This window comes from Streptomyces sp. MAI_2237, assembly GCF_054189285.1.
Window position 1 is genome coordinate 459,893 of the sequence record NZ_JAJPGQ010000005.1, and the last position, 24,396, is coordinate 484,288.

The 24,396-nt window shown below is 71.6% G+C and carries 20 protein-coding genes and 3 pseudogenes; 11 read left to right on the plus strand and 12 right to left on the minus strand.

Going from position 1 to position 24,396, the window contains the following annotated elements:
- Positions 1-3: 3 nt before the first annotated feature.
- Positions 4-424: pseudogene (locus LN251_RS30355) on the minus strand (PPOX class F420-dependent oxidoreductase).
- Positions 425-599: 175 nt separating this feature from the next.
- Positions 600-2,153, minus strand: a complete 1,554-nt coding sequence (locus LN251_RS30360; protein ID WP_458247365.1) for a long-chain-fatty-acid--CoA ligase — start codon at positions 2,151-2,153, stop codon at positions 600-602.
- A gap of 148 nt (positions 2,154-2,301) precedes the next feature.
- Here LN251_RS30360 and LN251_RS30365 point away from each other — a divergent pair, with 148 nt between their 5' ends.
- Entirely contained in the window at positions 2,302-3,492 is a 1,191-nt protein-coding gene (locus tag LN251_RS30365; protein ID WP_458247366.1) for a PucR family transcriptional regulator, read from the plus strand.
- Between the two features lie 128 nt (positions 3,493-3,620).
- Here LN251_RS30365 and LN251_RS30370 read toward each other — a convergent pair whose 3' ends face one another.
- The 4 genes from LN251_RS30370 to LN251_RS30385 all read right to left on the minus strand — a co-directional run bounded on the left by LN251_RS30370 (position 3,621) and on the right by LN251_RS30385 (position 6,990).
- A complete protein-coding gene (locus tag LN251_RS30370) occupies positions 3,621-3,914 on the minus strand; it encodes a putative quinol monooxygenase (RefSeq protein WP_362993471.1) in 294 nt (97 codons plus the stop codon).
- Between the two features lie 19 nt (positions 3,915-3,933).
- Positions 3,934-4,716, minus strand: coding sequence for an ATP-binding cassette domain-containing protein (locus LN251_RS30375; protein WP_142148495.1), 783 nt, complete (start codon positions 4,714-4,716; stop codon positions 3,934-3,936).
- Positions 4,713-5,747 carry an ABC transporter permease gene (locus tag LN251_RS30380; RefSeq protein WP_362993467.1) on the minus strand — a complete coding sequence of 345 codons (1,035 nt, stop codon included), beginning with the start codon at positions 5,745-5,747 and terminating at the stop codon, positions 4,713-4,715. Before LN251_RS30380 ends, LN251_RS30375 begins: the two co-directional genes overlap by 4 nt.
- Positions 5,748-5,862: 115 nt before the next feature.
- On the minus strand, positions 5,863-6,990 hold the full coding sequence (locus LN251_RS30385; protein ID WP_458247367.1) for a substrate-binding domain-containing protein: 1,128 nt from the start codon (positions 6,988-6,990) through the stop codon (positions 5,863-5,865).
- A 150-nt stretch (positions 6,991-7,140) separates the two neighbouring features.
- Between LN251_RS30385 and LN251_RS30390 the strand changes: the two genes are divergently transcribed.
- Both LN251_RS30390 and LN251_RS30395 read left to right on the plus strand, forming a co-directional pair.
- Complete coding sequence (locus tag LN251_RS30390) at positions 7,141-8,196, plus strand: LacI family DNA-binding transcriptional regulator (protein WP_458247368.1); 1,056 nt, start codon at positions 7,141-7,143, stop codon at positions 8,194-8,196.
- Positions 8,197-8,206: 10 nt separating this feature from the next.
- Entirely contained in the window at positions 8,207-8,725 is a 519-nt protein-coding gene (locus tag LN251_RS30395) for a hypothetical protein (protein WP_458247369.1), read from the plus strand.
- Here the strand turns inward: LN251_RS30395 and LN251_RS30400 are convergent.
- A complete protein-coding gene (locus LN251_RS30400; protein WP_458247370.1) occupies positions 8,673-9,581 on the minus strand; it encodes a hypothetical protein in 909 nt (302 codons plus the stop codon). The genes LN251_RS30395 and LN251_RS30400 overlap by 53 nt on opposite strands.
- 147 nt (positions 9,582-9,728) lie before the next feature.
- Between LN251_RS30400 and LN251_RS30405 the strand changes: the two genes are divergently transcribed.
- Positions 9,729-10,367: a nucleotidyltransferase domain-containing protein gene (locus LN251_RS30405; protein WP_458247371.1), complete on the plus strand. Its 639-nt coding sequence runs from the start codon at positions 9,729-9,731 to the stop codon at positions 10,365-10,367.
- A 9-nt stretch (positions 10,368-10,376) separates the two neighbouring features.
- Here LN251_RS30405 and LN251_RS30410 read toward each other — a convergent pair whose 3' ends face one another.
- Positions 10,377-11,282, minus strand: a complete 906-nt coding sequence (locus tag LN251_RS30410) for an NAD-dependent protein deacetylase (protein WP_458247372.1) — start codon at positions 11,280-11,282, stop codon at positions 10,377-10,379.
- A 319-nt stretch (positions 11,283-11,601) separates the two neighbouring features.
- Between LN251_RS30410 and LN251_RS30415 the strand changes: the two genes are divergently transcribed.
- The 4 genes and pseudogenes from LN251_RS30415 to LN251_RS30430 all read left to right on the plus strand — a co-directional run bounded on the left by LN251_RS30415 (position 11,602) and on the right by LN251_RS30430 (position 14,145).
- Entirely contained in the window at positions 11,602-11,748 is a 147-nt protein-coding gene (locus tag LN251_RS30415; RefSeq protein ID WP_203237777.1) for a hypothetical protein, read from the plus strand.
- Between the two features lie 215 nt (positions 11,749-11,963).
- Positions 11,964-12,326 (plus strand): annotated as a pseudogene (locus LN251_RS30420) (ATP-binding protein); the annotation flags it as partial.
- Positions 12,327-12,637: 311 nt separating this feature from the next.
- A complete protein-coding gene (locus tag LN251_RS30425) occupies positions 12,638-12,874 on the plus strand; it encodes a hypothetical protein (RefSeq protein WP_458247373.1) in 237 nt (78 codons plus the stop codon).
- Positions 12,871-14,145, plus strand: coding sequence for a globin domain-containing protein (locus LN251_RS30430; protein ID WP_458247374.1), 1,275 nt, complete (start codon positions 12,871-12,873; stop codon positions 14,143-14,145). The genes LN251_RS30425 and LN251_RS30430 overlap by 4 nt, the downstream gene beginning before the upstream one ends.
- A 59-nt stretch (positions 14,146-14,204) precedes the next feature.
- On the opposite strand, the gene LN251_RS30435 is transcribed toward LN251_RS30430, so the two are convergent.
- On the minus strand, positions 14,205-15,017 hold the full coding sequence (locus tag LN251_RS30435) for an SDR family NAD(P)-dependent oxidoreductase (protein ID WP_458247375.1): 813 nt from the start codon (positions 15,015-15,017) through the stop codon (positions 14,205-14,207).
- 64 nt (positions 15,018-15,081) lie between these two features.
- Here LN251_RS30435 and LN251_RS30440 point away from each other — a divergent pair, with 64 nt between their 5' ends.
- On the plus strand, positions 15,082-15,867 hold the full coding sequence (locus tag LN251_RS30440) for a helix-turn-helix domain-containing protein (protein WP_458247376.1): 786 nt from the start codon (positions 15,082-15,084) through the stop codon (positions 15,865-15,867).
- 94 nt (positions 15,868-15,961) lie between these two features.
- Here the strand turns inward: LN251_RS30440 and LN251_RS30445 are convergent.
- A pseudogene (locus tag LN251_RS30445) lies at positions 15,962-19,250 on the minus strand (TIM-barrel domain-containing protein).
- Positions 19,251-19,493: 243 nt separating this feature from the next.
- Positions 19,494-20,000, minus strand: coding sequence for a universal stress protein (locus tag LN251_RS30450; RefSeq protein ID WP_458247377.1), 507 nt, complete (start codon positions 19,998-20,000; stop codon positions 19,494-19,496).
- A 321-nt stretch (positions 20,001-20,321) separates the two neighbouring features.
- Between LN251_RS30450 and LN251_RS30455 the strand changes: the two genes are divergently transcribed.
- Together LN251_RS30455 and LN251_RS30460 are read left to right on the plus strand one after the other, a co-directional pair.
- Complete coding sequence (locus tag LN251_RS30455; RefSeq protein WP_458247378.1) at positions 20,322-20,819, plus strand: inorganic diphosphatase; 498 nt, start codon at positions 20,322-20,324, stop codon at positions 20,817-20,819.
- Positions 20,816-21,586: a 2,3-bisphosphoglycerate-dependent phosphoglycerate mutase gene (locus LN251_RS30460; RefSeq protein WP_458247379.1), complete on the plus strand. Its 771-nt coding sequence runs from the start codon at positions 20,816-20,818 to the stop codon at positions 21,584-21,586. The genes LN251_RS30455 and LN251_RS30460 overlap by 4 nt, the downstream gene beginning before the upstream one ends.
- 72 nt (positions 21,587-21,658) lie before the next feature.
- Here the strand turns inward: LN251_RS30460 and LN251_RS30465 are convergent, their stop codons facing one another.
- Complete coding sequence (locus LN251_RS30465; protein ID WP_458247380.1) at positions 21,659-24,319, minus strand: glycosyl hydrolase; 2,661 nt, start codon at positions 24,317-24,319, stop codon at positions 21,659-21,661.
- Positions 24,320-24,396 lie beyond the last annotated feature (77 nt).

Here is a 24,396-nt window from a genome sequence, read left to right on the forward strand (position 1 = left end):
TCCTCACGTGGAGGCCTGGCCGCTGTCCTTCATCGCGCCCCAGCCGTGCCAGCGCTCGACCTCGATCCAGGCGCTCACCCGGGGCGCACCCGGTCCGGATAGGGCTTGCCCGTGCAGTGAGTGGCGATGCGGTCTATGTCGGCCAGGCCCTCGTCCTCGTTCGTCTCGACCACGCGGCCGATGAGCGTGACATGCGGGTACCAGTCGTCGCCGTCGAGGACAGTGAGGGTGACGCGGGGGGCGCGGCGCAGGTGTTTCAGGCGGACGCGGCCCTCGTCCAGGCTGATCAGGGCACGGCGTCCTCCCACAGGTACCAGGTGGGCGTCGACACGGGCGTCCCGTCGGAGCGCAGGGTGGCCATCACGCACGGGTTGGCTCGGCGCAGCGGTTCCTGGGCCTCGGGCGGCAGCGGGGGCTTGGACACGGTGGCTTCTCCTCTCTCGACGAGGGTGATGTCTCGCCGGCGTCGGCGACGTATCCGGCGGCCGCGTCCTCATCCACACGGTGATGCGCGATGACACTCTCCCGGCGGGTCACCTGATGCCCGTGCCCCCGGCCGTCGCCCTCGCCACCGGCGGCCCCGCGACAGCACCCTGACCTCAGTGCCCCTGTTCTCCGTCCCCGGTCCCGGCGCCGAGGCCGGCCCCGCTCGCGGCGAGCTGCCCACTCGCCGCCCGGGCGCTGATCTCCCTCTTCAGGATCTTGCCGCTCGGCCCCATCGGCAGCGCGTCCATCAGGCGCACCGTACGGGGGTACTTGTAGGCCGCGACCCGGTCCTTGACGTACTGGCGCAGCTCCTCGGGCGTGGCTCGGGCCTTGGGGCGCAGGACCACGGCGGCCGCGACCTCCTCGCCGAGCTGCTGGTGCGGGACGCCCACCACGGCGGCGAGGGCGACGGCCGGGTGCTCGTGCAGGACCTCCTCGATCTCGCGCGGGTAGACGTTGTAGCCACCCCGGATGATCATGTCCTTCTTGCGGTCCACGATGTAGAAGTAGCCGTCCTCGTCCCGCCGGGCCAGGTCGCCGGTGCGCAGCCAGCCGTCGGGGATGGCGGCCGCCGTCTCCTCGGGTCGGTTCCAGTAGCCCTTCATCACGTTCGGGCCGCGCACGGCCAGCTCGCCGATCTCGCCCGCGCCGGCGTCCCGGCCCTTGTCGTCCAGCAGCCGGACCTCGACATCCTGGATCGGGGTGCCGATGGAGCCCGCCTTGCGGGGACGGTCGAGGTGGTTGAACGTCACCACCGGGCTGGTCTCGGACATGCCGAAGCCTTCCAGCACCGCACAGCCGAAGCGCTTCTCGAAGCCGTGCAGGACCTCGACGGGCAGGGAAGCGCCGCCGGAGACACACATCCGCAGGCTGGTCACGTCCGCGTCGGCCGGGTGCTGGAGCAGGGCCGCGTACATCGTCGGCACGCCCCCGAACACGGTCGCGCGGTCCGCCGCGATGGCGTCCAGCACGGTCTGCGGGTCGAAGCGGGGGACGAGGGTGAGCGAGGCACCGCTGCGCACGGCCACGCTCATCGTGCAGATCTGGCCGAAGATGTGGAACAGCGGCAGGCAGCCCACCACCACGTCGTCCGGTGTCATCCGCGTGACGTGCACCTTCATGACCTCGGTGTTGTGCCGCAGGCCGCCGTGCGTGAGCGCGGCGCCCTTCGGCTTGCCCGTGGTGCCCGAGGTGTACAGCAGCACGGCCACGTCGTCGTCGGCGGTGCGCGCCACGTCGGTGGACGGCTCGTGCTCAGCCAGCAGCGCGGCGAAGGACGCGGGCTCCACCGCCACCCGTCGCACCCCGGCCGCGGCGGCCCCCTGCGCGCCCTCGCCGGGCGCCTGGTGCCACTCGAACAGCAGGACGGCGCCGGAGTCGGTGAGGTGGTAGGCGGTCTCCCGCTCCTTCAGCAACGGATTGAGCGGTACCACGATCGCCCCGGCGCGCAGGGCGCCGTAGTAGAGGACGACGAACTCGGGGACGTTCGGCAGCATCAACGCGATCCGGTCACCGGGCCTGACGCCCTCGGCCCGCAGCAGCGCGGCCGCGCGGGCACTGCGGACGTCCAGGTCCGCGTAGGAGGTGGTGTGGTCCCCCAGCCGCAACGCCGGACGGTCGGGCCGCGCAGCCGCGGTCTCCACCAGGAACTCCGACAAATTGGCCACGCCCGCCTCCATGAACTCACCGTCGAGATCTGTCGTACACGCGAACGCCATGGTGCTCAGAGCGCACCTCGCCAGCTATGGACGCGGTGACACCATTGCCCGCCGTCATCTGTTCCCGGGAACAAAAGGAGGGCGTTAAGCTGCGGTGATGGAACTGTCGGCCGTGATCGCGGCGATCCAGGACCAGCTTCCCGGGCTGGGTGAGCAGGTCGCGGACCGCATTCGGTCCGAGGTCCCCGCCTACCGGAACGAGTCACTCATCCCGTTCGACTCGCTGTGCCGGTCGTGCACCGACAACGCGGACCTGGTGCTCAGGCAGTTGCGCCGTACCGGCGCGCCCGATGCCGAACCCGCCCGGGAGACCGGCCGGATCCGCGCCGAACAGGGGATGCCGCTGGCGGACGTCCTGCACGCGTACCGGATCGGCTTCGAGTTCCTGTGGTCGAAGATCCTCTCCGAGGCGCGTGCCCACTCCGCGGTTCCCGACGCCCAGCTGGTGGACCGCTCCGCGCAGATCTGGCAGCTGTTCGGCCTCTACGCCCAGGCGGTGGCGGCCTCGCACCGGGAGACCACCGCCGAACTGGCCGTACAGCGCGGCGCCCGCCGTTCGGCGCTCGTGGAGGCGCTGTTCACCGGTGTGATCGGCGACCGCATCACGCTGTGGGACGCGGCCCGTGAACTGGGCCTGCCGGAGCGAGGACCGTACGCCGTCGTCGCCGCGGCGGCCGATTCCCCCGGCGAGGAACCCCTGCCGGGTGTGGAGACCGCACTGCGGCAGGCGCATCTGCCATCGGCCTGGCGGTTGCTGCCCGACCAGCAGATCGGCCTCATCGCCCTCACCACACCGGACGCGGAGCCCACCGGTCTGCGTGTCCTGCGCCGCGCGGGCGCCCGGGTGGGGGTCAGTCCCGGCTTCGCGTCGCTGCGTGAGACACCGCAGGCCCTGCGCTTCGCCCGGCTGGCGCTGGCCGGCCTGCCGGGCGACGGACCGGGAGTGGCGCGCTTCGACGACAATCCCCTCGCCATGCTCGTCGCCGCGGCTCCCGCGGAGGCGGCTCACCTGATGAACAGGGTCCTCAAACCCGTGCTGGACCTCCCCGGCCTCGAACGGACGCGTCTCATGGAGACGCTGGAGAGCTGGTTCGCGGCCGGCGGCTCCGCAGCGACCGCGGCACGGCGCCTCTACGTCCACCCCAACACCGTCCGCTACCGCCTGCGCCGCATCGAGGAACTCACCGGCCGTTCGCTCTCGGACCCCCACGCCGTCGCCGACCTCGGGGCGGCACTGCTGGCGGCAGGGCGCGGCACGGACGCCGGCCGCACGGCTTCGGCCGGATGACGCGGGCGACGGGCTCGGGGAGCGCCAGCCGAGCTGGCGCGGTGGACGGCAGCGTGGACCAGGGCCCTGTCCGGTGGTAGGGAGGAACACCGGAAGGGCCCTGGCGAATGCGACCGCAACGGGACGCGTCACTCCAGCCGGTCGAGGAACGTCAGCACGGAGGCGTCCTCCTCGATCAGCGGGGCGAGGGCGGCATTGAACGGGGCGCCGTAGGGAGCCTTCAGATGGGCCTGGAAGGCGTCCTCGTCCCGGTACACCTCGAAGATCCAGAAGGCGCGCGGGTCGCCGGCCCGGGTGTAGCTGTCGAAGGCGAGGTTGCCCTCTTCCTGGCGCACCTTCTCGGCGTAGTCCCGCAGCAGCAGGGCGACGTCGGCCTCCACTCCCTCGCGGGCGGTGAACTCGGCGTACAGGGTCTTCGTCACGGGGTCGTGCTCCTCTGCGTCAGCCGGCTTCCGGAACGAGCTTCTTCGCGCCGGTCATGATGGCCACCGCGTCCTCCATGGAGTGCGACTGCGGGGTGATGACCCCGGCGCATCCGCCGAGGCGCTGGATGTGGATGCGGTCGGCGACGTCGAAGACGTTGGGCATGTTGTGGCTGATCAGGATGACGCCGAGGCCCTGGTCGCGCAGGTCGCGGACGAGCTTGAGCACCTGGCCCGTCTCGCGGACGCCGAGGGCCGCGGTGGGTTCGTCGAGGATGACGACCCGGCCGCCGAAGGCACCCGCCCGGGCGACCGCGACGGACTGGCGCTGGCCTCCGGAGAGGGTCTCGACGGCCTGGTTGATGTTCTGCAGGGTGCTGATGCCCAGCCGCTTGATGTGGTCGGCCGCCTGCTTCTTCATCTCGCCGGTGTCGAGCATGCGGAACACCGAGCCGAGCACGCCCTTGCGGCGGATCTCGCGGGCGAGGAACAGGTTGCTGGCGATGTCCAGCGCCGGGGCGACCGCCAGGGTCTGGTACACGGTCTCGATGCCTGCCTCGCGGGCGTCCTGGGGCCGCTTGAAGGCGACCTCCTTGCCGTCAACGAGGATGCTGCCCCGGTCCGGGACCAGCGCTCCGGACAGGCACTTGATCAGGGTCGACTTGCCGGCGCCGTTGTCGCCGATGACGGCGAGGACCTCGCCGGGGTAGAGGGTCAGGTCGACGTCGTTGAGGCCGACGACCCTGCCGAAGACCTTGACCAGGCCCTTGGCCTCGAGCACGGGGGCGGTGGTGGTCGTCACGACTTCACGCTCCGGATCCACTGGTCGACGGAGACAGCCGCGATCACGAGGATGCCGACTGCGAGGACTTGGTAGTTGGGGTCGATGCCGGCCAGCGCGAGGCCGTTGACGAAGACCTGGACGATGAGCGCGCCGATCAGCGAGCCGATCACCACGCCGCGTCCGCCGAACAGGCTGGTGCCGCCGATGACGACGGCGGTGATGGACTGCAGGTTGGCGTTGAGACCGCTGTTGGGGTCACCGCCGCCGACCCGGCCGACGAGGATCCACGCACCGACGGCGATGGCGAACCCGCCGACCACGTAGGCGCTCAGCAGGACCCGGTTGACGGAGATGCCGGCCAGCCGGGCGGCCTCGAGGTCGTCGCCGACGGCGTACAGGTGCCGGCCCCAGGCGGTGTAGCGCAGCGCGTAGCCGATCACCACGTACAGGGCGATCATCAGCAGGACGCCGTAGGTCAGGTTCAACTGCCCTATGGAGATGGTCTCGCCGCTCCACATCAGGATGTTGCCCGGTTGCAGGGAGACGGTCTGGCCCTTGGCGTAGATGAGCGTGATGGCGGTGAAGACGCTCAGGGTGCCGAGGGTGACGATGAACGGCGGCAGCTTGATCTTGGTGACCAGCAGTCCGTTGACGGCCTGGGCGGCGACGGCGACGGCCGCACCGGCGAGCAGGGCCACCACACCCGGAAGGTGGTTGTCGGCGACGAGCTTCGACATCAGCAGCGAGGCGAGCACCATGACCGCGCCGATGGACAGGTCGATGCCGGCGGTCAGGATGATGACGGTCTGGCCGACGGCGAGCGATCCGATGACGGCGACCTGCTGGGCGACCAGGGACAGGTTCTGCAGCGCGTAGAAGCGCTCGTTGACCAGGGAGAAGACGATCGCGGCGAGGACGAGCACGATCGCCGGGCTGAGGGCGGGCTGCCGGTGCAGCACGGAGTGGATGCGCTGGGCCGGGGTGGCGGGCCGGTTGAGGAACTCCTCCGCCGGTGCCGGTGTGGCTTGACTGTCCACGTGGGTGGTCACAGGGGGTCCTTCCGGAATCTTTCCGCGAGCGGGCCTTGGTACGAAGTCATGGGCACGTGGGGCGCGGGTGCGCCGCCGGGGTCGGGGACCGGCGGCGCACCCGGCGCGGAGGGGGTCAGCTGCCCCAGCAGGCGGACGCGGCCTGCGTCGGCGTCTGGACCTTCAGACCGCCCATCGGCTTGGCGGCGGCCAGCGCGGTACCGGTGTCGAAGAAGGTCTTGCCGTCGGTGACGCTGGGCTTGCTGCCGCCGCGGGCCAGCTTCGCGATGGAACTGACGCCGAGCGCGGCCATCTTGCCGGGGTACTGCACGGCGTCGGCGGCGAACTTGCCGTTGGTGACGTTCTTCAGGCCGGAGCAGCTGCCGTCGATCGCGTAGATCGCGACGTTCTTCTCCTTGCCCGAGGCCTTCAGGGCGTTGTACGCGCCCTCGCCCGCGGGCTCGTTGATCGCGTAGACGACGTTGATGTCCGGGTTGGAGGAGAGACAGTTCTCCATGGCGGTGCGCCCGCCGTCGATCGCGCCCTGGGTGGGCTGGTGGCAGGCGATCTTGTACGTGCCGCCCTTGCCGCCGGTGTACTTCCCGGACTTGGCCTCCTTGCCGTTCTCCGTCTTGCTGCCCGGGTCGATGCCCATGCCCTCCAGGAAGCCGTGGTCGCGCTGGATGTCGACGGACACGACCTGGTTGTTGAACAGGTCGAGCATCGCGATGACCGCGGGCTTGCCGTTCAGGGCGGCGGCCGCGTACTGGCCGTCGAGCTTGCCGGCCTGCTCGTTGTCGGTGGCGTAGGTGATGTCCGCGACGCTCGGCGGGTTGGGCGCGGTGTCCAGGGCTATGACGAACAGACCGGCCTGCTTGGCCCGCTTCAGCGCGGCGTTGACGGCGTCGCCGTTGGTGGTGATCAGGATGCCCTTGTCACCCCGGGAGATGGCGTTGTCGATGGCGGTGATCTGCGTCTGGGTGTCGCCGTCGGAGTTGCCCGCCGCCACCGTGAGGCTCACGTTGTCCTTGGAGGCCTGGGTCTTGGCGTCCTTCTCCATGCTCACGAAGTACGGGTTGGTGAGCGTCTTCAGAATCAGCGAGACACCCACCTTCCCGCCGCCGCCCGAACCGGACGAGGAGGAGCCTGAGTCGGAGGAACCGCAGGCCGCGAGGGTGGCACCGAGGCACACGGTGACCCCGATCGCTGCCGCCCGGGTACGCCGACTGCGGCGGCTCGACGCCTGGCTGGAGGAGATGTTCATGGCTTGATCCCTTTCGGAGCCGTCCCGTGGTCCATGCTGAGACAACGTTGACTGACCGGGATACTGGGCCCGTATGGACGAGTCCGTCAAGGCACTGGTAGACATGCGTCCGCAACGAGTGGGTAACGCGCGACCGGTTGGGAGACAACGATGACTCAGGGCGAGCCGCCGCTGCGGGCCCCCCGAAGCCGCCCCACCATGCGTGAGGTGGCGGCGCTGGCCGGCGTGGCCATCAAGACGGTCTCGCGGGTGGTCAACGGGGTTCCCACCGTCGATCCGGCCATCGCCGCCCGGGTGCGCGAAGCGGCCGACAAACTCGGCTACCGGCCCAACCTGACGGCCAGCAGCCTGCGCCGCGGGGACGGCCGCACGGCCACCGTCGGGATGCTCGTCGAGGACGCCGCGAACCCCTTCTCGGCCGCTCTGACCCGCACCGTCGAGAACGTGGCCCGCGGCCGCGGAAGCCTGGTGCTGGTCGGCAGCCTGGACGAGGATCCGGCCCGGGAACGGGAACTGGCCCAGGCCCTCATCGACCGCCGGGTCGACGGCCTCGTCATCGTCCCGGCCGGCCGCGACCACAGTTACCTGATCAGCGAGCAGCGCTCGGGCACCTGCATGGTCTTCGTCGACCGCGAGCCCAGCCTGCTCGACGCGGACGCCGTCGTCTCCGACAACCGGCAGGGCGCCGTCACCGCGATCGAGCACCTGCTGAAGTCCGGTCACCGCCGCATCGCCTACCTCGGTGACGAGGTGACCATCTCCACCGCCGCGCAGCGCTTCGACGGCTACCGGCACGCACTGGAGCTGGCGCACATCGAGTACGACGCCGAGATCGTCCGGCACGTCGGCTCCAGCGAGAGTGCCGCCATCGCCGCGACCAAGGAGCTGCTGTCGCTGCCCGATGCGCCCACGGCGCTGTTCACCAGCCAGAACTTCGTCACCATCGGCGCCGTCCGCGCACTGCGCGCCCTGGGGCTGCAGGACACCGTCGCCCATGTGGGCTTCGACGACTTCCCCCTGGCCGACATCCTCAGTCCGGGTATCTCCGTCATCGCCCAGGACATCGAGCGACTGGGCCGGACGGCCGCGGAGATGCTCTTCCGCAGGCTCGACGGTGACGAGTCGCCCACCAGTACGGTCACCGTGCCGACGCGGCTGATCGAGCGGGGCTCCGGCGAGATCACCGCCACAGGACCCGTCGGCTGACAGGACGCCCGTGGCGGCCGGCCCGGCGCTGGTGACGGTGATCGGCGACGCCCTGGTCGACATGGACCACGCGTTCGGCCGGATGCCGCGCGCTCATGCCACAGCCGAGGGCATCGACCTGTCCCGCTCCCCGGCCGACACCGAGCCGATCCCACTGGCCGTGCTCTCCCTGTGCCCCGCAGGGATGCGCCGACTGCGACTTCTCCTTCGACGGCACCGCGGACCGGCGGTGGACACCGGCCGAGACAGCCTGTGTCCCGGCCGACAGGGCGGTACCGCCCTTCGGCTCGGTCGTCGCATGGGCGCCGATCCTCCCACCGCCCAGCCCCACCCGGGCCGCTCCCCCGACCCGCCTTTGACGGCGACCGACCTGGCCTTCCGGCACAGACGGGTGCCGCAGGGGCCGGACTTCGCAGGCCGCGCGGAGCTGATGCCGGCGTCCGCTGCTGTCGGGCCTGAGACGGGCAGGGCCGTGCTCACTTCCTGCTCGTGGCGCGCCGCCCGCCGGTTCCTGCGCCGAGGCGGGTGACCTGGGCCGCGGCGGTCTCGGCGCGGCGCCGTGCCTCCCGCAGGCGCCGGTCCGCCTCGGCGGCCTGTTCCCGTGCCGTGCGTGCGCTCGTCTCTGCCTGCCCCCGCTGCTCTTCGAGGCGCGCGAGCTCCTCGCTCAGCCCGCTGACACGCTCCTCGACCGTCCGCACCGCGGCCTGCGCGTCGTCGGCCTGCCGCTCGGCGGCCGCGGCCTCCTCCCGCCGAGCCGCGAGCACGCGCTCGGCCTCCTCCGCCTCCTGCCGGGCCTGCTCCAGCCGCAGGCGCCGCTCCTCGTCGGCCTTGTGCCGACGGCTTTCGGCGGGCGGAGCCTCCTTGCGCGTGCGTGCCGCCCGGGCGGGCCGTGCGCGGGCGCCGTCGGTTGCGGCCGGGAAGCCGACGGTCTGGTCGAATGCCTTCACCAGACGCCCGGCGGCCCACTCCTGTGCGGCCGCGGGGTCGGCGAGGACGGCGTGGAGGATGCCTTCGACCTCCCGTTGGACGTCCTCGCCGATCGGGTGCCCGGCCTGGGCCGTCAGCTGCCGGGCCTGCCGCGACAGGGCGTTGACCACGAGGTGCCGCTGCCTGCTGAGCTCGCGCAGTTGCGCCCCGTCCAGATCGTGGTGAGCCTGCCGCAGCCCATCGCCGATCCGCAGCAGCGGTTCGATCTCCTCGGGCTGCTCACGGACCAGGAGGTTGCTCGCCCAGGCCGCCAGGCTGGGCCGGCGCAGTGTGCCGATCTTCCCGGCGAGCGCGCGGTCGCCGGCGCGACGGGCCTCGGCCGCGCGGGCGTCCCGCGCGGCGGTGAAGTCCTGCGGCCGCAGCCCGTACAGCTCGTCCGCGACGCTCTCCAGGTCCACCGCTGCCCTCCTTGCCGGTCGTCACCGTGCCGGGTTTCTTCGCTTTCGAGGCTTATGCCGGGTCGGCGTTCGACGCAAACGGAACGGCCACGCCCCCACGAGCCCGACGCCCGCACCTCGGTGAATTCCCGGCAGTACGGTGTTCCGATGACCGAGCCCCCGCTGCCCGGCGGCACCGTTGTCGACGCGGGCGAACTGGATGCCCGGTGGGCCGACGCCTGGCGGCCGGACCAGGTCGCGGAACGGTTGGCCGGTATCTGCACGCCCTGGTGCATCGCGGCAGGGTGGGCGCTGGACCTGTTCCGAGGAGAGCAGTCGCGACCGCACGGCGATCTGGAGATCGCGTTGCCCGCAGCAGGATTCTCCGAGGTCCGAGACCACTTGCCCGGTTACGCGATCGACGCGGTGGGCTCGGGGCGCATCTGGGCGGATGCGGGAGCCGAGGCACTCGCGGTCACCCACCAGACCTGGCTGCGGGACCCGGCGAGCGGCCAATTCGTCATGGACGTCTTCCGCGAGCCGCACGAGGGCGGGACGTGGATCTGCCGGCGGGACGCGAGCCTGCGACTGCCGTACGACGTCGTCATCGAGCGGACGGCGGACGGCATCCCCTACCTCGTACCGGAGTTGGTGCTGCTGTTCAAGGCCAAGGACACACGGCCCAAGGACCATGCCGACTTCCACGGCATCCTGCCGCTGCTGAACCGGGCGCGCCGCGACCTGCTCGGGGAATGGCTGGCGGGCATGCATCCCGGGCATCCATGGCTGGGGGTGCTGGGACGGTAGTGCCCCGGTTCAGGCCACGGGTGCCGTCTCGTCGTCGAGGGAGATGCCCAGGCCGTCGGCCAACGCCGTGAGCGCCGCCCCCAGCGGAAGGTCGACGCGCGCGGCGGCGTGCCGGTCGCCGCGGGTCGCGTCCCGGTTGATGATCAGCACCCGCTTCCCCGACTGCGCGGCCTGACGCACGAACCGCAGTCCGGACATCACCGTGAGCGAGGAACCCAGAACGAGCAGCGAGTCCGCCGCGCGGACCAGCTCGCGGCAGCGTTCGACCCGCCGGGGTGACACGGCCTCGCCGAAGAACACCACGTCCGGTTTGAGGATGCCGCCGCAGTCGGCGCAAGGGACCACCCGGAAGTCTCCGACCTGGTCCTCGCTGAGATCGGCGTCACCGTCCGGGTTGATGCCCGCGGCCACCGGCGCGAAGTCCGGATTGGCCGCCTCCAGCCGACGCGCCAGTTCACGCCGCGGACTGAAGGCGCCGCATCCCAGGCACACCACCCGGTCGAGACTTCCGTGGAGCTCGACGACACCGCCACTGCCGGCGGCCTGGTGCAGCCCGTCCACGTTCTGGGTGATCGTGCCCGCGAGCAGCCCGTGGCGCCCGAACGCGGCCACCGCCCGGTGCCCGGCGTTGGGGCGGGCACGGCCGAACGCCCGCCAGCCGAGGTGACTGCGCGCCCAGTACCGGCGCCGGGCCTGGGCGCTGCCGGTGAAGTCCTGGTAGAGCATCGGCGTGTGCCTGCTCAGGCTCCCGCCCTCACCGCGGTAGTCGGGAATGCCCGACTCGGTGGAGATGCCCGCGCCACTGAGCACCAGCACACCGCCGGCCCCCAGCGCGTCGGCGACCGGCCGCAGATCCGTCGTGCTCGGCGGCAGATCCTCGGTGGGGGTCCAGGTCAGGGTGGGGCGCATGCGCATGGCGCAAGGGTACGGCGACGGTGCCGGAAGTGTCGGTCGGCGAGATCGGATCAGCACTGCCGGTCTGAGCGAGGCAGGTACTCGAGCGGCGCCATCCCGACGCCCGGGCGCCACCGCCGCGACAACTCCTCTGCCACCAAACCGGATTCGCCGCGTTCTCGCGCCAACTCGCCTGCGCACGCCCCATCGACCACCATCCCGGCGGCGATCGACCACAGCGGGCCCACGGTCACGCTGTGCAGAGGCGGCAGGGCTGAGCCGACCCGTCGGGGGTAACCGAACCGCAGCGAAGGACAAGACCCCGCAGGGAAGGAGCGTCATGCCAGGCATGATGGAGCGCATCAAGGAGTTCGCCAGGAGTCCTCAGGGCCGGCGTGCGGCCGAGCAGGCACGGCGGGCCGCGGCCGATCCCCGGCGTCGAGCGCAGGCCCAGCGCCTGCTGGGCAAGCTGCGTGGCCACCGTTGACCGCCGAGCGCCCGCCACAGCACAGCCCCGGCTGTCAGCCGCGCGCCGCCCGAGCGAGCCGCATGGGCCCGCTCGGGTGGCGCCCCTGACCAGCCGTGGGGATGCCGCGCACTCACCCAGGACGGGACATGCCTGAACCACACATCGGCAAGCCACGAAAGCCGGCGAAGGAGGGTTCGTCGCTGCGAGCGGTCGGCTGGGCCCGCTCGCTGCCCATGCACAGTGAGGTCAAGGAGGCCCGGGACTGGGCACGTGATCACCTCGACGCGCTCGGGTGGACCACGACCGCTCCCGAGACGGTCGACGCGGTGCTGCTCACCGTCTCCGAGCTGGTCACCAACGCGCACGTCCACGCGCACAGCAACGCCCAGTTGGTGATGACCTGGGACGAACAGTGCCTGCACATCAGCGTTCATGACGCGTCGAGCGAGCCACCGGTCCCGCGGGGCGTCAGCACGGACCGCGTCGGTGGACGCGGCATGTTCCTCGTGGACGCCCTGGCCGACGAATGGGAGGCCCGGTCCTGCCGTCACGGCAAGTCGGTCGTGGCCTGCTTCCATGCGCCCGCGGAGGCCCGCGGCCGGGCATCGCACGCCCGACGACGCGCGGAAGCAGTGACCGGGCACAGCAGTCCGGACGGTCGGCGACGGCGCCTCCACGCGCCGTCGCCGTAAGCACACATCACGGGCCGGGAACAGAGGCGAAGGACCACTGCCGGAAGAGGTCCTTCGTCCGCAGGACCGGGTCCATCGGCTGTGCCCGGGGCGCGATCTTCGGTGATGGGATGCGACCGTGCGCTCCGGCCCCGCCGCGACGGTGAGGGCGGTGCCGGCAGTTCCGGCGGGTCGCACACCCTTCGGAAACCGAGGAACGACAGGAAACAGTGCCGATGGTTCGCCCAGCCGTTCTCGCTCCCCTCGTCTGTGTCCTGGCCGCGGGCGCCGCGGTGATCTCCTTCGCCCGGGGATCCTGGCTGGGCCTGATCTGGCTGCCGCTGACCGCACTGACGTCGAACATGGCCTGGTACTACGCCCGCCGCTCCCGCTCGAAGGGCCCTTCGGCCGAAGGCGGCGGCTGCGCGGACGGCGGATCGTGCGGTGCCTGTACGAGGAGGGCCCGCACATGACCGACAACTACCACGCCCTGCTCGCCCGCCGGGAGGCCATGCGCCTGCGCGACCGCCTGCTCACCCCCGCCTCCCTCCCCGGACGAGGCACCGGCACATCCACCGGACTTTCCCTCGCGACCGGCGACTACGACGGCGCCGCGGACCAGCAGGCGATCGTCCGGACCCTGGCGCAGGTCACCCCGTTCGGCCATCTCATCGACCGTCTCTACGAGGCGATGTTCGAGCGCCACCCGTACCTGCGGAAGCTGTTCCCCGACTCGATGGAGTTCCAACAGGTCCACCTGGAGCGGGCCTTCTGGTACCTGATCGAGCATCTGCACCGCCCCGAGGACGTTGCCGCCTTCTGCGCCCGGCTCGGCCGCGACCACCGCAAACTCGGCGTACTGCCGGTGCACTACGCGCTGTTCGAGGAGGCCCTCGTCGAGGCGCTGCGCCGAACGGCGAACGGCAACCTCGGCGCGGACGCGGAGCGGGCGTGGCTGCGCATGGTGCGCTTCGCCGCCGCGGCCATGGTGGACGGGGCGAACGAGGCACTGGCCGAACCCACGTACTGGAACGGCACGGTCGTCGACCACCAGCGCCGCCGCCCCGACCTCGCCGTCCTGCGGGTGCGGACCGCCGAGCCGTACCCGTACCGTCCCGGCCAGTTCGCGACCCTGCAGACGCCCCTGCTGCCGCACACCTGGCGTCCCTACACTCCGGCCGGCACCCCGGGCGCGGACGGCGAACTGGAGTTCCACATCCGGCGCACCGGACCCGACGGAGTGAGCGACGCCCTGGTGACCCGCACCGGCGTGGGCGACACCCTGCGTCTGGGCCCCGCCCAGGGCACGACCACGCTGGACGACGGCCTCACACGCGACGTGCTCATCGTGGCCGGCGGCACCGGATGGGCCACCGCCAGGGCCCTGCTGGAGGACCTGGCCGCACGGCGCCCACCGGGCCGCCGCGCCCACCTGTTCCTCGGTGCCCGCACGGCCGACGACCTCTACGACGCCTCGGTCCTGGCTCGGTTGGAGAGCCACTGCGCCTGGCTGCGCGTGGTGCCCGTCATCGACGCGGGACCCGGCGGATCCGACCGGGCGCCGGTCACCGGGGCACTGGCAGGACACGGCGACTTCAGCGGCCACACGGCCTACGTCAGCGGCCCGCCGGGGCTGGTCGCCGCCGCAGTGCGCCGACTGACCGACCTGGGCCTCCCCACGGACCGTATCCGGTACGACCCGGTGACAGCCGCAGTTCCCACGCGGACGGACGCACCGGCCTGACGTGGTGGCGCGCACCGTGCGGCCGTGGCGCGCCGTCGCACGGGGGCCTGCCCCGCCCGTCAGGCCTTGGCCGCCAGCGGACGCCACGCGTCCCAGGTCTCCAGACGCTGTCGGTAGGCGGCCTCGACGACCGGATAGGGGTAGGTGCCGAGAAACAGGCGCAGAGGCGGCTCGTCGGTGTCGACCAGTTCGAGGATGACGTCGGCGGTGGCCTGCGGATCCTGCGGTGCGCGGGCCGTGGCGCCGGACCGGCGCGCCTCACGGACGGGCTCGTAGGCGGCCATGGGCCGGGTGTGCACCGCCGAGGCGCCGGACCAGTCGGTGCCGTAGGGCCCGGGTTCGACGATGGTGACGCGGACACCGAGTGGGCCCACCTCCTGGGCGAGCGCCTCGCTCATCCCCTCCAGCGCCCACTTGGAGGCGTTGTACAGCCCCAGGCCCGGAAAGGCGGCCAGCCCGCCCAGGCTGGAAACCTGCAGGATGTGACCGCTCTGCCGGCCGCGCAGGAAGGGCAGGGCGGCCTGCGTCACCCACAGCGGACCGAACAGATTCGTTTCGAGCTGGGCGCGCGCTTGTTCCTCGGTGGTCTCCTCGACCATGCCGAACAGGCCGTACCCGGCATTGTTCACGACCACGTCGAGGTGGCCGAAGGCGTCGACGGCCCGCTGCACGGCATCCGTGGCGGCGGCGCGGTCGGTGACATCGAGGGGCAGGGGCAGGACAGCGTCACCGTACGCGTCGACGAGGGGCCCCAGGGACCCGGGGCGGCGCGCCGTGGCGGCGACCCGGTCACCGCGGGCGAGGGCGGCCCGCGCCCAGATGTGGCCGAGGCCGCGGGATGCTCCGGTGATGAACCATGTCTTCTTCGTCATGCCTCCACCCTGCGAGGCACGCCGGACGGCAGCCAGCACCCCCACAGGGTTACCCTTCGAAGCCATGGCGAGCGACAACGTGCTGGGTGAGTTCCTCAAGGCGCGGCGGGGCCGGGTCCCGCACTCCCGCGCCGACCTGCCCGCCACCGGCCGCCGCCGCGTCCCCGGGCTGCGGCGCGAGGAGCTGGCGCGGCTGGCCGGGATCAGTGAGCCGTATCTGACCCGGCTGGAGCAGGGCGTCGACCGCCACCCGTCACCCCAGGTGCTGGCGGCGCTCGCGCGGGCACTGGAGCTGGACGCCGACGCCACAGCGCACCTGTTCGCGCTCGCCGCCCCGCGCCCCGAACGCCCGCCGGAGAGCGAAGTCAGCGCGGATGTACACCAGTTGCTGGATGCTTTCACCGGCGCTCCGGCCTATGTGCGCAATCGGCGCTTCGACGTGCAGGCCGCCAACAAGATGACCCGCGCGCTGTCCCCCATGTACGAACCCGGGCACAACCTGGCCCTCGACATGTTCTTCGATCCGCGGGCAAGGCAGCTCCTCCCGGACTGGCCGGACATCGCCGCCCAGACGGCGGCGGCCCTGCGCGCCGAGGCCGACCCGCGCGACCCCGCGACCCGGTCGCTGGTCGCCGAGCTGGAGGAGAGCGACGACTTCCGCAGGCTGTGGGCCCGGCACGACGCACGTCCCTCCCGCGACGAGCTCAAACGGTTCGTCCACCCGGTCGTCGGCGAGCTGGCCCTACGACGGCAGGCACTCACCGTGGGCGGCGCCGAACAGCTGGTCGTCATCGCGTACCAGGCGGCCCCGGGAAGCCCTTCCGAGGCGGCCCTCGCCCGGCTGCTGTGAGCCGAACGCGGCACCGATGGGATGCCCGGGGCAGGGGCCGTCGGTGCCGCGGTGGGACGGGGCGGCGACGATCTCGTCGTCACCGCCGCGTCGGCTACTGCCAGGTGACGGTGATCGGGCTGTGGACCGAGCGTCGGGGCAGGGTGATCGTGAAGGTGCCGGTGGAGCTGTTCCAGTGGTAGTCGCGCGAGGTCAGCCGGACGCCGGTCGCGGTGACCTTGGTGGGCGCGTGGGCCGTTCCCAGCAGGGACAGGGTCCACCGGCGGCTCTTCGCCTGGCCGTGGAAGGCGCCGGTGGCCGGGGAGATCGACACGGTGTGGCGTCCGGCCTTGTGGCCGTAGCGGACGGTCGTCGTGGCGGCGTGACCCTTGCGGGCGGTGGTTCCGTCGTCCTCGTACAGGTGGTACGAGCCTGACGCACCGGGGGCGACGGTCAGGGTGACGTCGGTGAGCGGGTTGCGGTCGTTGTCGGTGACGTCGTGGGTGCGGGTCGGCAGGATGGCGCCGGCCTTGAGGAACACCGGCATGGTGTCCAGGCCGGTGGTGATGTCCTGGGTGGTGCCGCCCTGGTAGGTCTTGCCGGTGAAATAGTCGGTCCAGCGGCCGGGCGGGAACCAGACCGTGGTGGTCGCCGTCGGGCCCGGTTTCGTCACCGGGGCGACCAGGACGTCGGAGCCGTAGAAGTACTCGCTGCCGGCGCTCTCGTAGGCCTTCGCCTGGTCCGGGTACTCCAGGTAGGTGGGGCGGACGATCGGCACGCCGGTGCGGTTGGCCTCCTGGGCCAGGCCGTAGGTGTAAGGCACCAGGTTCTCGCGGAGGTTGAGGAACTTGTCGGCCGCGTTCCGCGCCTGGGTGCCGTACTGCCAGGGCAGCCGGTCGCTGTGGTTGCTGTGCAGCCGGTCGATGGGCTGGAAGGTGCCGAACTGCACCCAGCGCGCGTACAGGTCGTCGGGGAGTTTGTGCGTGGTGCGGGTCTGGCCGCCGTCGGTGTACGTCTCCGAACCGGTCAGCCCCGTGGTGTCGTTGTGCCCGCCGATGTCGTGCGTGATGGCCGCCATCCCGGTCGCTGCGGACTCCCCCGGCGTGTAGCCGACCTCGAATCCCAGCGTGCCCCAGGTGGAGGCGGTGTCGCCGGTGAAGTGGACGGTGGTGCGCTTGTCCGCCCACGGTCCGGTCGGCAGCGCCTGCTGGCCGCTGTACCCGCCGGCCTGCAGCGAGCCGTAGGCACGGGAGAGGACGAACCCGCGGCCGAGGGTCTCACCGGTGAGGTCGGCGTACTGCTGGTTGATCCAGGCGTCCGGTGTGACGCCCTGCTGCGACGACTGGGAGGCGTCGCAGCACCAGTCGAGCCACCAGAAGTCGTTGCCCTGCTGGTCCATGGTCTGGTGCAGGTCCAGGTAGGCCTTGAGCTGGTCGGGGTCGCCGAAGTCGAAGGTGTAGCAGTTGTCCTCGACCGAGGCGGCACCGGCGCAACCGCCCTTGGTGAGCTTGCCCTTGGCCGTGGCCTGCGCGTGGGCGAACTGCGGGTCGGAGGCCAGGATGCTCGGGTGCACGTTGAGCGTGTTGTGCAGGCCCTGCGCGGCGGACCAGTCGAAGAAGCCCTTGGGGTCGGGGAAGCGGCCCGGGTCCATCTCCCAACCGCTCCAGTTGTTCACGGCCTTGAAGTCGGTGTCGGTCACCAGGACGTCCAGCGGCACCTGTTCGGACCGGAACGCCGGGAGGATCTTGTTCTCGTAGTCGGCCGCGGTGCGGTCGATGTACTCCGAGTACCAGACACCGTAGGCCCATTGGGGCAGCAGCTGCGGCGGCCCGGTCAGGGTGGCCAGGTCGGTGAGAGCCTGCTTGTAGTCGTGTCCGTAGCCGAAGACGTAGCCGTCCTGGTAGGGCGTGCCGCCGTGCCCGGGACGAGGTGTGGCCTTCTTCGTCGCGGTGTCGTACAGCGCCGACGGTGTGTCGTCCAGGAGGTACCAGCCGTCCCGGTGCAGCAGTCCGGGGGTGGTCACCGGGGCCCCGTTGTCACCGTTCACGCCGTCCAGTCCGCGACGGTAGCCGCCGAGCGCAAGGTGAGGCGCCGGTGCGGGCTGCTGCGGTGCGGTGACGGAGACGGTGTCGAGGTTGACATGGCAGCTCGACGTCTCGGGGCACTCCAGGGTGATGTCGTCCTCGCCGGCCCTTCAGGGTGAGGGGGACGGAAGCGGTCTTCCAGTCGTTCCAGTCGGCCGTCGCAGGCAGGGACAGCGTGTGGGTGGCGCCGCCGGAGGTGACGGAGACGGTACGGGTCTGGTGCAGGCCGTCGCTTCCGGTGCCGTTGGCGTAGCGCACGCTCAGGGTGTAGGTGCCGTCGGCCGGGACGCCGACCAGGTGGGTGGTCAGGCTCGATCCCTTGTCGAGTTCCGCGACGAATCCGCTGCCCGCGTATCCGGGGTGGTCGGTGGCGGTGACGGCGGTGCCGCCGATCCGCCCGGCTTCCGCCTCGCAGCTCGTGTCGAGCGGGCAGTCGGTGATGGCGGTGCTGGAGACGGGCGGGTAGGGGTCACCGGGGCGGACCAGGGCGACGCTGTCGACGTTGACGTCACCGCTGTCCGAGGCGGTGCGGGTCAGCGCGATCGTGTGGTGGCCCGCGGTCAGGTCGAGGTTCGCGGTGACCCGGTTCCAGGTGTCCCAGTCGGCTGTGGTCGGCAGGGTCACGGTCTGGGGGGAGCCCCCGTCCACCGTCAGGGTCAGGGTGCGGGTGCGGGTCTGGCCGTCGCCGCCACGGGAGTTGGCGTACCGCAGGGCGAACGCGTAGGCGCCGGACGTCTTGACATCGATGTCAGCGGAGGCCGAGCTGCCGGTGCCCTCGAACCCAGCGGCGAAGCCCGTGCCGGTGTGGCCGGCGTGGTCCGAGGCGACGGACAGTCCGTTCAGCCGCAGGTTCTCGGCCTCGCACAGCGCGCCGACGGCGCAGGTCAGGCGCTGCCAGGGCGCGGCGGTCACCGGCGCGCCGCCCGCCGCCAGCTTCAGCGACAGGTTGCGGGCGTCGAACGGTCCTGAGCCGACCTGGTAACGCAAGGTCAGCGCGCTCGTCCTGATGGTCAGCCAGCCGTCGGACGTCGTCGCCGTGTAGGCGGCCGGGGTGAAGCCGTCGCGGCCGATCGCGTTGAAGGTCGCGGCATCGGTGAACGTGCCGTCTCCGGCGTACTCGGTGCGGATCAGTGTCGGCGAGAGGATCTCGAACCGCGCGTCCCCCGAGGTGACCGTGGGAATGCGGGCGGCGTGCGAACCGCCCGCCGAAGCGGGTCCCGCGCCCGTCAACGCCGTTGCGGCGGCGACCGCCAGGGCCGCGGCCCCGCCGATCCGCCGCCGTATGGATCTCAGGCGCCGCCTCTTCGATCCGGCTGTCATGTCGACTCCCCTTCCCTGCAACGCTGTTTCGTTCTCGGGTCGTTGGAACTACACGAGTGGCGTGAGAGTACGTCCTGGACAGGGGTGCCGATAAGAGGCTGTACAACGTTGTCATCACCGATGTCGCCGAAGGCGGCCACGAGAGCGTCGGACCGGGCCCTCGGACGCGGGCCTCGCCGCTGTGGCCGGTAGCACCGTCGGCTCGCTCCACGACGAGTGACGCGGTGGGCCGGGATGCGGCGGCTAGTGGTGCGGGGGGTGTGGGGGATGCGGAGGTGGGGGCGGGATGGTGGCCAGGCCGGGGGCGGGTTCGGGCCAGACCAGCAGGACGGGGCAGGGGGCGTGGTCGACGACGAAGCGGCTGGCCGGGCCGAGGCTGTGCGGGCCCAGGTGGGTGCGGTCGCCGTCACGGGCCAGGATGAGCAGGTCGGCGTCCTCGGCCGCGGCGACGACCTCGCGTTCGACGCGCCCGGTCCGCTCGGTGCGGGTGCAGGGCCGGTCCAGGCGCTCGGCGGCGGCCTGCAGGAGCTGCTCGGCGGAGGCGGCGGCGAGGTGTTCGACGCGGTCGCCCGGATCGCGTTCGCGGTGGCCTCGGCCGAGCAGCCCGGCGAAGACGCCGTGCGCCACTTCCGGCAGGTCGGACGGGGTGACGTGCAACAGCACGACGTCGGCGTCCGCCGCGGCGTGCCGGTGCGCGGCGTCCACGCACGCGGGCCAGGTGCCCTCGACGACCCAGACGACAACGGCCATTCGGTCAGCCTCCCTCACAGCTCGGCCATGAACACGGACCTCACCACGATCATCCGCCATGGACCGGCTCGAGCGCACCGTCGACCTGAGGCAGGGCCTGCGTCTCTCACCTGATCGTGTACCGGCCGTCCTGGTGGTCTGTCCCGTCCGGCCCCTGTCGGACGGCGGCGGACCTGGCCTGGAATGGGCCGAGGGGCGCGCGCATGCCGTCCGGGGGCGTATATGCGGGTAACCGAAGAGAAGGGTGGGCGGTGGCACCGGCCTCACCGGCCGTCGTACGCCTTGACCTCTGCACCGCACCGACAAGACGAGGAGATCGACGTGGAGTTCGACGTGACCGTGGAGATCCCGCAGGGCTCTCGCAACAAGTACGAGATGGACCACGCCCTGCACCGCATCCGCCTGGACCGCATGCTGTTCACCTCCACTCAGTATCCGGCGGACTACGGTTACATCGACGGCACCCTCGGCGGCGACGGCGAACCGCTCGACGCGCTCGTACTGACCGGCGACCCCACCTTCCCTGGCTGCACCATCGAGTGCCGGGCCGTGGGCATGTTCGTGATGAAGGACGAACACGGTCCGGACGAGAAGGTGTTGTGCGTCCCCGCCCACGACCCCCGCTACGCCGACGTGCAGGACATCACCGACATCCCCGAGTTCGACCGGCTGGAGATCACCCACTTCTTCGAGGTCTACAAGGACCTCGAACCCGGCAAGGACGTCGAGGGATCGCACTGGGAGGGCCGCGAGCAGGCGTACGAAGAGATCGCCGCCTCCCGCGAACGCGCCACGCGCCCGCCGGTCGAGCGCGCGTGAGCCGCCCCGGCGATCCGCCTTTCGGCACGCTGATCCTGCTCAGGCACGGGCAGAGCGAGGCCAACGCCGCCGGAGTCTTCGGCGGCTGGGCGGACTTCCGGCTGAGCCCGCACGGCGAGGCACAGGCCGCCGACGCGGCCCGGCTCATCGCCGGCGCCGGGCTCCTGCCGGACGAGGTGCACACCTCGCTGCTGCACCGCTCCGTCCGCACTGCGCAGATCGTCACCGACCGCCTCGACCGCTCCTGGATACCGGTGCGCCGCACCTGGCGGCTCAACGAGCGTCAGTACGGCGCCCTGACCGGCCGGAGCAAGCGGCACATGCGGCATGAGGCCGGCGCCGAGCGCTACGAGCGCTGGCGGCGCTCCCTGCACGCGGTTCCGCCGCCCCTGTCCGCCGACCGGCTGGCCCTGCTGCGAGCCGACCCGCGCTATGCCGCCCTGCCCGGCGAGACCATTCCGCCCGTGGAGAGTTTCGCCGACCTCCTCGCGCGCGTGGAGCCGTACTGGAGCGACGTACTGGCACCGAGGCTCGGACGGGGTGCCACGCTCCTGGTCGCCGCTCACGGCAACTCTCTGCGGTCCCTGGTCACCCTCCTGGACCGGCTCGACGAACCGGCCGTCCGCGCGCTCAACATCCCCACCGCGGAACCGCTCGTCTACCGTCTGGGTCCCGGGCTGCGCCCGCTGGTACCGGGCGGCTCCTATCTCGCCCCGGACCGGGCCCACGCCGCCGCGGCCGCGGTCGCCGCCGAGGGCCACGCCTGACGAAAGAGGCCGCGTACGCCGAGGAGCGGTGACCCGAGGCCGGGTCACCGCTCCCCCACGACGCGTGCGCGGTCAGTCGCAGTCGCGCACCTTGACGGTGTAGATGCCGCGGCCGTGGGAGGCCGCGTACAGGGTACGTCCGTCAGGGCTCAGCTTCAGCTGGAGCACGGCGACGGCCGGGAGCGAGCCCACGCGCTGCCACCGGGTGCGGCCCGGCGCGCGGTAGACGACGCCGAGGTCGGTGGCGACGGCGAGGCCGCCGCCCGGCAGAACGATCGCCGAGTCGGCCGGCACGTCGGGGAGGTTCGCCGAGACGTCCTTCCACGTGGTGCCGCCGTCGACGGACTCGAAGACGTGGCCGACACCCGCGCCGGGGCCCTCGGTCCAGTGCCGGGAGAAGCCGTTGACCGCGAGGAAGACGTGGTCGGCGTTCTTGGGGTCGACGGCGAAGCCGCTGAGGTAGCGGTTGGGCACGGTCCCGTCCGCCGGCAGGGTGATGTCGTGCCAGCCGGTGCCGTCCGCGTTGCCGACGGAGATGCCGCGCGCGAAGCCCTGGTTGTTGCAGGGGCCGCACCAGGCCGCGTACACCTTGCCGCCCGAGGCGGCGACGGCGGTGGCGGTGCGCCCGGCGCCGAGGTCGTACACGCTCTTCCACTCGGAGCCGCTGCGGATGGCGTAGCCGTGGGTCTGCACCCAGATGTGCCGGCCGCCCGCGACCCAGGTGTCGCTGTTCTTCATGTCCGCCGTGAGCGGAGCGATGAAGCGGGCCTCGCTGGTGGCGTTGTCGGCGGGGGCGACGTTGTACGAGGTCGCCTTGGCCGGGTCGGTGGTCCAACTGCCGTCGTTGACAGCGCAGTTCTGGGTAATCTGGACCGCGAGGTAGACGTACTCCTCCGCGATGTCACAGCCGTTGGCGGGGTCGGTGAGCGTATCGCCGCCGTCGCCGCCGAAGTTGGAGCCCATCACGGTGTCGTTGCTGCGCAGGACGGACTGGCCGTTGTCCTGCAGACCGCCGGTGACGGAGACGCCGCCGTGGTCGAGGTCCTTGCCGACGCCGACCGAGTAGTACTGCAGGGCGTCGATGGTGCCGTCGTTCAGGGACGTCCAGTCGGTGGCGTGACCGGAGGCGTCCTGGGAGCCGCTCAACGGGCGCCGGTAGACGCCGCCGTCGTTGCCGACGTACACGAAGCCCTTGCCGTGGTAGCGGCCGATGGCGACGCCGTGCTGGTCGGAGTGCGTGGTCTGGTTGCAGTCACCGGTCTGCTTGGCCGGGTCGATGCTCCAGCAGGAGAAGCCGAAGTTCCAGTACGGTCCGACGGTCGACCAGGTGGCGCCGCCGTCCTTGGACTCGTAGACCTCCTCCAGGCCCGCGTACACGTGCCGGGGGTTGGCCGGGTCCACGGTGAGGAACTGGTTGTACCAGGCCTGCACGCCCGGCATGTAGCCGCTGGAGGTCAGCGCCGAGCCGTCGGCGGCCAGTTGCTTGTAGTCGGCGACCTTCGTCCAGGGCCCGAACGGCGAGGCGGCGCTGTAGATGCCCTCCAGGCCGCTGTCCGGGTCGGACGCCATCTGCTCGGGCGACTGGTCGATGGCGTAGTAGCGCGAGCCGTCGGCGGCGTGCGCGAAGGTGACCGTGCCGACGTTGTCCGCGTCGGTCGGCAGGTCGCCGAAGCCGCTGGTGATGCGCGTCCAGGTGCCCTTGGCGTCCTGGGTGTAGAAGCCGTTGTAGTCGTCACCGCTGCGCCAGCCGACCGCGAGGATCACCTTGGAGGGGTCCTTGGGGTCGACGGCGATGTCGTTGGTGATGTTCTTGTATGCGGCCGCGTCGTCGTTCGCCTTCGAACCGCCCGGCAGGTAGTCGGGGTTGGGGGCGAATTCCAGCTTCCAGGCGCCCGTCAGCTTCTTCGTGGAGTGGCTCCACACGCCCTCGCTGGTCGCGGCCCACACCTTGCCGCCGCCGAAGCGGAGTTGGCGGATGGTGGTCGACTCCAGTTCGTCGCCGCCGACCCGGCTGCGCGCGGAGAAGGTGCCGTGGTGCGGGTGGGTCAGGACGTAGACACCGCTGCCGAGGTAGGCGTCGGCGTTGGTGTTCGCCTCGCCCGTGCCCAGCCACAGCCGCCCGGCGCCGTCCAGGGCGAGCGCGCCGGTCGACTGGGAAGGCAGCTTGTCGCTGAGGGGCTTCCAGTGCCCGCCGCCCCGCTTGGAACGCCACACGCCGCCGCCGGCGCTGCCCGCGTACACGTATCCGTCGTCGTCGGCGGCCATCGCCGCCATGCGGCCGGTGACATTGCCGGATCCGCCGCTGGAGTTGGAGTCGATGTCCCGGTAGCGGGAGTCGTCGGAGTTGTAGGGCAGGTCGGTGAGGTGGCGCCAACTGCCGCCGGTGCTGCGCAGCTTGGCGAGGCTGCTCCACGCCGCGCCGTACGCGCCGGCGGCCACGACACCCGGCGAGGTGCGGGCCTCGGCGTACTGGTCGGCGCCCTCGGCGATCTCGTCCGCCTCGTTGCCGCCGTCCTCGTCCTCGGCCTTCGCCTTCGGGCTCATCGTCCCCGCCTCGTGGGCGCGTTGCGCGGCGAGCCGGTCGAGCGCACGGACCCCGAAGGGGTTGCCGTTCCCGCCTGGCGCGGCGCCCGCGGGTATCGCGACGAGGCCGGCGGATGCAGTGATGGCACAGATCGTGAGCCATCGTCTTCTACGGGTTGGTGCTGGCACCAGGTCCTCCCAAACGGACATCGAAAAGCCGTCGGCAGTGACCCGATCATGGAAGGGAGGACACGGACGACGTCTTGGCGAGTCTTTGACCAGAACCT